This is a genomic window from Sulfuricurvum sp. RIFOXYD12_FULL_44_77, assembly GCF_001830725.1.
Taxonomy (GTDB): Bacteria; Campylobacterota; Campylobacteria; order Campylobacterales; family Sulfurimonadaceae; genus Sulfuricurvum; species Sulfuricurvum kujiense_A.
Genome location: NZ_MIBU01000094.1, coordinates 1 through 7,608 on the forward strand (window position 1 = coordinate 1; position 7,608 = coordinate 7,608).

Consider the following 7,608-nt stretch of genomic DNA (forward strand, 5'->3'; position numbering starts at 1 on the left):
GCGGACGAGGAGAGATTCGAACTCTCGGTACCGTTGCCAGTACGTCTCCTTAGCAGGGAGGTGGATTCAGCCGCTTTCCTACTCGTCCATTGTATGTTTAAGAGGGCGTAATTATAAGAATAAGTACATAACAAGCACCTTAAATAGGTGCTTTGGAATACTAAATTACGGGAGAGTTTTTCGGATTAGCGATAATTTGATCCAAAAGGGCTTGCAATTGCAGTGCGAGAGCTTCATTAGAGGCTTTTGTTTCGGCAATTTTTTCTTTAAGTTTTACAACCAGCTCGATTTTATCCATAAATTTCATGCAGACTCCTTGTAACTGTTTACAAGAAATAAAGCAAGGAATATTCCAATTTATAATCGTGCGAGAATCTTTTCGACTACTGCGGCAGGATTGGCTGCTTTATAAATCGGGCGACCGACAACGATAAAATCAACCTCTTCATCCCTCGCCGTCTCGATCGTCGCAACCCGCTCCTGATCTCCCGCATCTTCTCCGAAAGGTCGAATCCCTGGGGTGAGGGTAATGAAGCTTCCGTGTGTGAGGGATTTGATCGAGGCACTCTCATAAGCACTGCACACGACACCGTCCAGTCCCGCTTGATGAGCATCTTGGGCAAAGCGATCCGCTTTAGTCGCTATTGTCTCCCCGTATACATGGCAGAACTCACCCTCTTCAAATGAGGTCAGCGCTGTGACCGCGAGTACCAAAGGGCGGTTTTCGTAAGGGGCTAGCCGTTTCATCACTTCATGCATCGCTTTGCGTCCTGCGGAGGCATGGACGTTGAACATATCGACCCCAAGTCCCATAATTGATTCTGCGGCATCGGCCATAGTATTGGGGATATCGTAGAGTTTGAGATCGAGAAAGATTTTAAATTCGGGATTAATCGCTTTGATTGCATCGATAAAAGGCTTCCCGTCTCGGATATAGGAGCGCAGACCCACTTTGAGCCAGATGGGATACTCTTTGATTTTTTCAATAAGGGCTAAATTTTCTTCTTGTGAGGGGAGATCGAGGGCGACACAGAGTTGCATGACAAGCCTTTGGAATGTGATTCCAAAAGTATATCCTAGTCAAGTTTTGAAAGGGTTTAGACAGATGTGCTGTATTAAATCTTAAAAAAAACGTCCATTTGTATTGTATTAATAATTCATTGATCAAAACAGCTTACAATGTGTGCAGATTTACTCTATAAGGATGTCTGATGAAGCAAAGTTTTATAGCGATGGTTTTGAGCGGATTATTAATGAGTGTGAGTGTTGCGAATGCGGCAGTGTATAAGGTTGACCCTTCCCATTCGAATGTGGGCTTTAAAGTCAAACATATGATGATCAGTACGGTAAGCGGAAAGTTTAACAATTTTTCAGGAATGTATGATTTGGACAAAGGGCAGTTTAAATCCCTGAGCGGAATGATCAATGCGGGTTCCATTGATACGGGGATCGTCAAGCGAGATGAGCATTTGCGCAGTGCTGACTTCTTTGATACGGCGAAATTTAGCGATATTAGTTTTACTATGATAAGTGCGACGAAAACGAAAATGACGGGTAACCTTACCATTCACGGCATTACGAAAAAAGTTGTATTGGATATTGATATGGGCGGCGTCGTGGAAGATCCATGGGGCAATCAACGTTCCGGTTTTGTATTGAGCGGAAAAATAAACCGCAAAGATTTTGGTCTGATGTGGAATAAAGCGATCGAAGCGGGCGGCGTTGTTGTCGGGGATGAAGTTAAAATGGTCGTCGAAATCGAAGGGATAGAAGAGTAATTATAGTATTTTGATAAATCCGTCCCGCTTGGGGCGGAATCCCTCTAGATCATTCAGTTTTAAACCCTGTTGTTTTCCCCATACTAAAACGCTTTGGCATTTATACATTTTCGCGTAATCGACCAAATAATCGATCATCTCACCGCTTAGATGCTCATATCCGCTGTACGTTACAAAATCATCCACGATCAAATGGCGTCCCAACTCCAAGTTCTCCCGTATGCTCACTCCCGCATAAATTTGCAATTCTCCGCGTTGATAGGCACCGATAGGGCGATAATCTTTGGGATACTGCGCGGTGATAAACGTATCAAACTGATCTTCTGTCAGTTCCGTGCGCAGAGTAGAGAGGAGGAGAAACCCCTCACTCAGTTCAGTTGAGGAGAGTTCCCGAAATTGCACGTTAGTTCCCTAATGTGCTAAGCTGAGCGTCGATTTTGGAAATTTTATCTTTAGCATCGGCGAGTCCATTACGATTTTCAGTAATAACGGCTTCGGGAGCATTGGCGACGAAACGCTCATTAGAGAGCATACCGCGTAGTTTATCGGCCTCTTTTTGGAGTTTTTCACGCTGTTTGGTGAGTCGGTCGATAATCGGGGAGAGATCAATCGCATCGGTCGGAAGATAGACTTCGACAGAGTCTCCGATATCACTTATGGCATTATCGATTTTAGACTCGGTAAAGTGGAGTGTTTCGACTCGTCCTAAACGGACGATAAACGGTTCCATCATAGCATGATCGCCGCCGCATTTGAGGTAGGCGAGATCGATTTTTTGGTTCCCCAAATCAACGAGGGTTTTGGCACGGCGGATCGTGACGATCGCATCCATAATGATGGCAAATTCTGCTTCGATCGCTTCATCAACCGCTGTATCCTCAGGATACGGCATAACCATAATCGAATTTCCCTCTTCGAGGGTTGTCCCTGAAAGCTCATGGTAGAGGTATTCGGTGATGAACGGCATAAACGGATGGAGGAGTTTCATCGACTCTTTAAAGATGCTTCCCAGCTCATTGACGCTCTCTTTGGACGCTTTCCCAAGTTCGATGCCCCAGTCGCAGAATTCATTCCACAAGAAGCGATACAGCACCGTTGCCGCATCGTTAAAGCGGTATTCGTCCAAGAACGCTCTCGTCTCTGCCGTTGCGCGATGGAAACGGCTGAGCATATAGCGACCCAATGGAGTGGTGATCTCTTGATCGGCTAAATCTTTAAATGTCGGAACATTCATTTGGAGGAATTTGGAAGCGTTGAAGAGTTTGTTAGTAAAGTTTCGGCTTTGCTCCAGACGCTCATTGCTGAGGCGGATATCACGCCCTTGAGCCGCAAGGACAGCCAACGTAAAGCGGAGGGCATCGGCACTGTACTTTTCGACCATATCGAGCGGATCGATAACGTTCCCTTTGGATTTCGACATTTTTTGCCCGTGCTCATCCCGTACCAATGCGTGGAGGTAGATGTGTTTAAACGGCAATTCTCCCGTGAAACTCTCCCCCATCATCATCATACGCGCAACCCAAAAGAAAAGGATGTCGAACCCCGTGATAAGGAGGGTGTTCGGATAAAAGCGAGCCATATCTGCACTTTGGAAGAGTTGATCTTGCGCACTATCGCCGTTCCCCCATCCCAGAGTCGAGAACGGCCAGAGAGCGGAGCTGAACCACGTATCGAGGACATCAGGGTCTTGGGTGAAGTTTTTACTTGCACAATGAGGGCAGCTTTCCGGATGTTCCGCCAAGCTCGCCCATTCATGGCCGCAATCGTCACAGTAAAATACAGGGATACGGTGTCCCCACCACAGCTGGCGAGAGATACACCAGTCGCGCAGTTCACCCATCCACGCGTTGTAGCTGTTGATCCAATGCGGTGGGAAGAATTGGGTCAACCCCTCATTCGTTTTATCGATTGAACCGCGTGCTACCTCTTTGCGGACAAACCACTGTTTGGAGATGTACGGCTCTACGATATTTTTACAGCGGTAACAATGCCCCACTTGGTGGGTATGCTCTTCGATTTTCTCGATAAACCCTGCTTCTTCGAGACGTTTGACGATGACCGCGCGCGCTTCGAGACGCTCTAACCCTTCAAACTCTCCCGCATGGTGATTCAACATCCCTTTTTCATCGAAAACGGTGATGAACTCAAGGTCATGTCGTTTTCCTACTTCGTAGTCGTTCGTATCATGCGCTGGGGTGACTTTAACGACACCCGTTCCGAAATCACGATCAACATGACTGTCGGCGATGATTTTGATATCACGGTTGATAAGCGGCAAGGTGACGCTTTTTCCGATGAGGTGGAGGTAACGCTCATCATCGGGATGTACCATAATCGCCGTATCACCGAAATAGGTCTCAGGACGGGTGGTCGCGACGACGATATGACCGCTTCCGTCAGTGAACGGGTAGCGCATATGGTAGAAGTTCCCTTGGTGCTCTTCGTGCTCCACTTCGATATCGCTCAATGCGCCATCATGGGTACACCAGTTAACCATATAGTTACCGCGAACGATGAGGTTTTGGTTGTAGAGGTGGACAAATGCCTCTTTAACAGACGATTTCAGCCCCTCATCCATCGTAAAGCGCTCACGGCTCCATGCAGGAGATACCCCGAGTTTACGAAGTTGTGAGACCATAATCCCGCCGCTCTCCTCTTTCCACTCCCAAACGCGCTCTAAAAAGGCTTCGCGACCGAGTTCTTCTTTGGTTTTCCCCTCGGCTAGGAGCTGTTTTTCCACGACGTTTTGGGTCGCAATCCCCGCATGGTCGGTTCCCGGCTGCCAAAGGGTCATATACCCATCCATCCGTTTGTAGCGGACGATGATGTCTTGGAGGGTGAAGGTGAGACCGTGTCCGATATGGAGCCGTCCCGTAACGTTCGGCGGAGGCATCATGATGGCAAAATGTTTGTCCGGCTTTGCGATCGATTTATTTCCGTCGATTTCGAAATAACCCCGATTTTCCCAGATGGGATAGTAGTTTTCTTCAATATTTTTGGGATCGTAGTGGGTAGCTGACATAATAGGACCTTGGGTACAGAAAATATCGCGAATTATACCAAATTTCAGAGGAACACTAATTGCTTTGCTTTAAGTATTAATAATCAAAGGGTAATCATGCAGTATGATGTGAAATCAACGATATTAGGATTTGATCAAGTAACCAAGGTAGAGTTGAGCGAAATCGATGAGATGTTTGCTACTCTTAAAAGTTGTGATGGAAGTAAAGTTAGTTTTACCCTTGTTAATCCGTACCTATTGCGTGAATACTCTTTTGATCTCCCTACCTCGATTCGAGTTTTACTCGACATTAACGAAGATTCAAAGGTAGTGGTATATAATATCGCAGTTATTCAAGATCCGCTCGATGAATCGTGCATCAACTTCTTAGCTCCGCTTATTTTTAATCAAGACAACGCGACTATGGCACAAGCGGTATTAGATGTGAAAAATCACCCCGGTCTCGGTTTAGCCGAACCGATCAAAAAATTTAAATCATAATTTAGCCTCATATTATAGGGGCTTTAAGGAGCCTCTTGCCTCTCTCGCGTCTCAACGATCAGCAATATACCGCCGCAACCGCCCCTTATGGACATAATCTTATTATCGCTTCGGCAGGGACGGGGAAAACCTCTACGATTGTGGGGCGTATCGCCTATCTTATCTCCAAAAACGTCAAACCCGAAGAGATTTTACTTCTGACATTTACCAATAAAGCTGCGGCGGAGATGGTGGAGCGGGTAGCGGCATTTTTCGGTCGTGAAGTCGCTTCCAAAATTGATGCGGGGACGTTTCACGCGGTGAGCTACCGATGGCTTAAACGCAAAGAGGGGAAAGTGGTTCTCAAACAGCCTCGTGAACTCAAAACCCTTTTTCGAAGCGTTTATGAGAAACGGACATTTAGCCACATCGACTGCGCGACCTCGGCGTACGGAGCCAATTATCTCTATGATGTCTATTCGTTTTATCAAAACACGGAGATGAATGTCAATTTTGAAGAGTGGATTCTGACCCGTCAGGATGAACACGCGGTGTATGCGGCCATCTATGCCGATATTATCGATGAGTTTGAAGCGTTAAAAAAAGAGTACGGGTTCGTCAATTTCAACGACTTACTGCTTCATATGCGTGCTTTGGCATTAGAGAGCGATTTGGGGTACAAAGAGGTCTTGATCGACGAGTACCAAGATACGAATGCCCTTCAGGGGACACTGATCAATGCTATGCGTCCGCCATCGCTCTTTTGTGTCGGAGATTATGATCAGAGCATCTATGCCTTTAACGGTGCCGATATCTCCATTATCGGCTCATTCACGACCAATTTTCCCGATGCCGAGGTCTATACCCTCAACAAAAATTACCGCTCGACCGTTCCGATCCTCTCGCTTGCCAACACCGTTATCGCCTACAATGAGCGAATCTATCCCAAAGCACTGGAAGTGACGCGCGACCACGAAGCGCAAAGTCCCGCATTGCTCATTTACGATGAACTCTTTGATCAGTATCACGGGATTGCCCAAAAAATCGGGGATTCCTCTACGAATCGTGAAGAGATCGCGGTGATATTTCGGAACAACGCTTCAGCGGATGGAATAGAGGCGACGTTACGTGAGATGGGGATACCATGCCGCCGTCGCGGAGGCACCAGCTTTTTTGATTCGAAAGAGATTAAAGCCCTTTTGGATATGTATACGTTGCTCGTGAACGAATCGGATATGATGGCGTTTATCCATCTGTTTGATTATGCCAAAGGGGTAGGGAGTGCGATTGCCAAAGAGCTGTTTGTCGCCTTGCAAAAATTGGGTCGAGGTTCATTCTTGCGCGGTTTGTATTCTCCCGACTCAGAGATTTCTAATCCGTTTGAGAAACGGCGATTGAACCATCAGTTGGGACTGTTTGACGATTATGCGGAGCTAGGGAGTGCAGGGCGGTTTGCAAAGCTAGGATTAGACCCAAATTTTATGGGGAATCCGATTTTAAAACATGCCAAACTGACCAAAGATTCGGCTACCTTTTTACACGATCTATTTACCCTTTTTCGGCAGTTGCGGGATATTAAAGAACCCAAAGCCGCCGTTCAAAAAATAGCCCTTTCGGCACTTTATGGACATGTGATTGAGCACTTGTCCCATCGTCGTGCCATGACGGAGAACGGTTCGATCGATGAGAAGGCGAAGAGCGAATCACAAGAGCGAATCCGTCGAAAATGTACGATTTTATTCGAACTTTCCCGTCCTTACAAAGATCATGAACGTTTTTTAAATGCAATGGTATTGGGGTCTCAGGATTTGACGCAGGGTGAGGGGGTACATTTGCTCAGTATCCATGCCTCCAAAGGGTTGGAGTATCAAGAGGTGTATGTGATCGATTTGATGGACGGTCGCTTTCCCAATCGAAAGCTGATGAGCCGTAGCGGAAGTATCGAAGAAGAGAGACGGCTCTTTTATGTCTCCGTTACACGGGCGAAAGATCGCCTCTTTTTGAGCTATGCGAAGTATGACAAAATCAAAAAAAGCAATTTTGTCCCCTCACAGTTTTTATTTGAGGCAGGATTGATCCCCAAAGATGAACTGTACGCGGCACTCGTCGCGAAGGGTACCAACGAAGAGGCTTAAAAAAACCTCTTTTTAGCGGCGTCCCTGTACCGCATTCCCCATCTCCCACATCGGCAAGAAAATACCCAGTGCCAATAATACAACCATACACGCAATGAGCAAAAGCATAATCGGTTCAACCGCTTCCGAGAGGCCGTCGATAATGGCGTCGAATTTCATTTTATAGTATTCCATAACTTTTTGCATCATCGCATCTAGCTGACCGCTTGATTCA

8 protein-coding genes and 1 tRNA gene are annotated in these 7,608 nt (G+C 46.5%); 3 read left to right on the forward strand and 6 right to left on the reverse strand.

The genetic code is table 11. From position 1 onward, the window contains the following. Position 1: 1 nt before the first annotated feature. The 3 genes from A2517_RS04235 to pyrF form a co-directional block, all read right to left on the reverse strand. A tRNA-Ser gene (locus A2517_RS04235) sits at positions 2 to 88 on the reverse strand. Positions 89 to 160: 72 nt separating this feature from the next. After that, entirely contained in the window at positions 161 to 307 is a 147-nt protein-coding gene (locus A2517_RS04240; RefSeq protein WP_294894477.1) for a hypothetical protein, read from the reverse strand. Between the two features lie 50 nt (positions 308 to 357). Then, complete coding sequence (gene pyrF, locus A2517_RS04245) at positions 358 to 1,041, reverse strand: orotidine-5'-phosphate decarboxylase (RefSeq protein ID WP_294894479.1); 684 nt, start codon at positions 1,039 to 1,041, stop codon at positions 358 to 360. Positions 1,042 to 1,211: 170 nt separating this feature from the next. On the opposite strand from pyrF, the gene A2517_RS04250 reads away from it, so the two are divergent. Beyond that, complete coding sequence (locus A2517_RS04250; RefSeq protein ID WP_294894481.1) at positions 1,212 to 1,778, forward strand: YceI family protein; 567 nt, start codon at positions 1,212 to 1,214, stop codon at positions 1,776 to 1,778. Here A2517_RS04250 and A2517_RS04255 read toward each other — a convergent pair whose 3' ends face one another. Both A2517_RS04255 and A2517_RS04260 read right to left on the reverse strand, forming a co-directional pair. Next, positions 1,779 to 2,180: a hypothetical protein gene (locus tag A2517_RS04255; protein WP_294894483.1), complete on the reverse strand. Its 402-nt coding sequence runs from the start codon at positions 2,178 to 2,180 to the stop codon at positions 1,779 to 1,781. It lies immediately after the preceding gene. 1 nt (position 2,181) lies between these two features. Then, on the reverse strand, positions 2,182 to 4,800 hold the full coding sequence (locus A2517_RS04260) for a valine--tRNA ligase (RefSeq protein ID WP_294894485.1): 2,619 nt from the start codon (positions 4,798 to 4,800) through the stop codon (positions 2,182 to 2,184). A gap of 96 nt (positions 4,801 to 4,896) precedes the next feature. Here A2517_RS04260 and fliW point away from each other — a divergent pair, with 96 nt between their 5' ends. Further along, positions 4,897 to 5,280, forward strand: coding sequence for a flagellar assembly protein FliW (gene fliW, locus A2517_RS04265; RefSeq protein ID WP_294894487.1), 384 nt, complete (start codon positions 4,897 to 4,899; stop codon positions 5,278 to 5,280). A 35-nt stretch (positions 5,281 to 5,315) separates the two neighbouring features. Then, positions 5,316 to 7,394: an ATP-dependent helicase gene (locus tag A2517_RS04270; protein ID WP_294894489.1), complete on the forward strand. Its 2,079-nt coding sequence runs from the start codon at positions 5,316 to 5,318 to the stop codon at positions 7,392 to 7,394. 12 nt (positions 7,395 to 7,406) lie between these two features. Here the strand turns inward: A2517_RS04270 and A2517_RS04275 are convergent. Next, positions 7,407 to 7,608, reverse strand: a 202-nt coding sequence (locus tag A2517_RS04275) for a type II secretion system F family protein (protein ID WP_294894491.1), incomplete at its 5' end; no start/stop codon positions are given.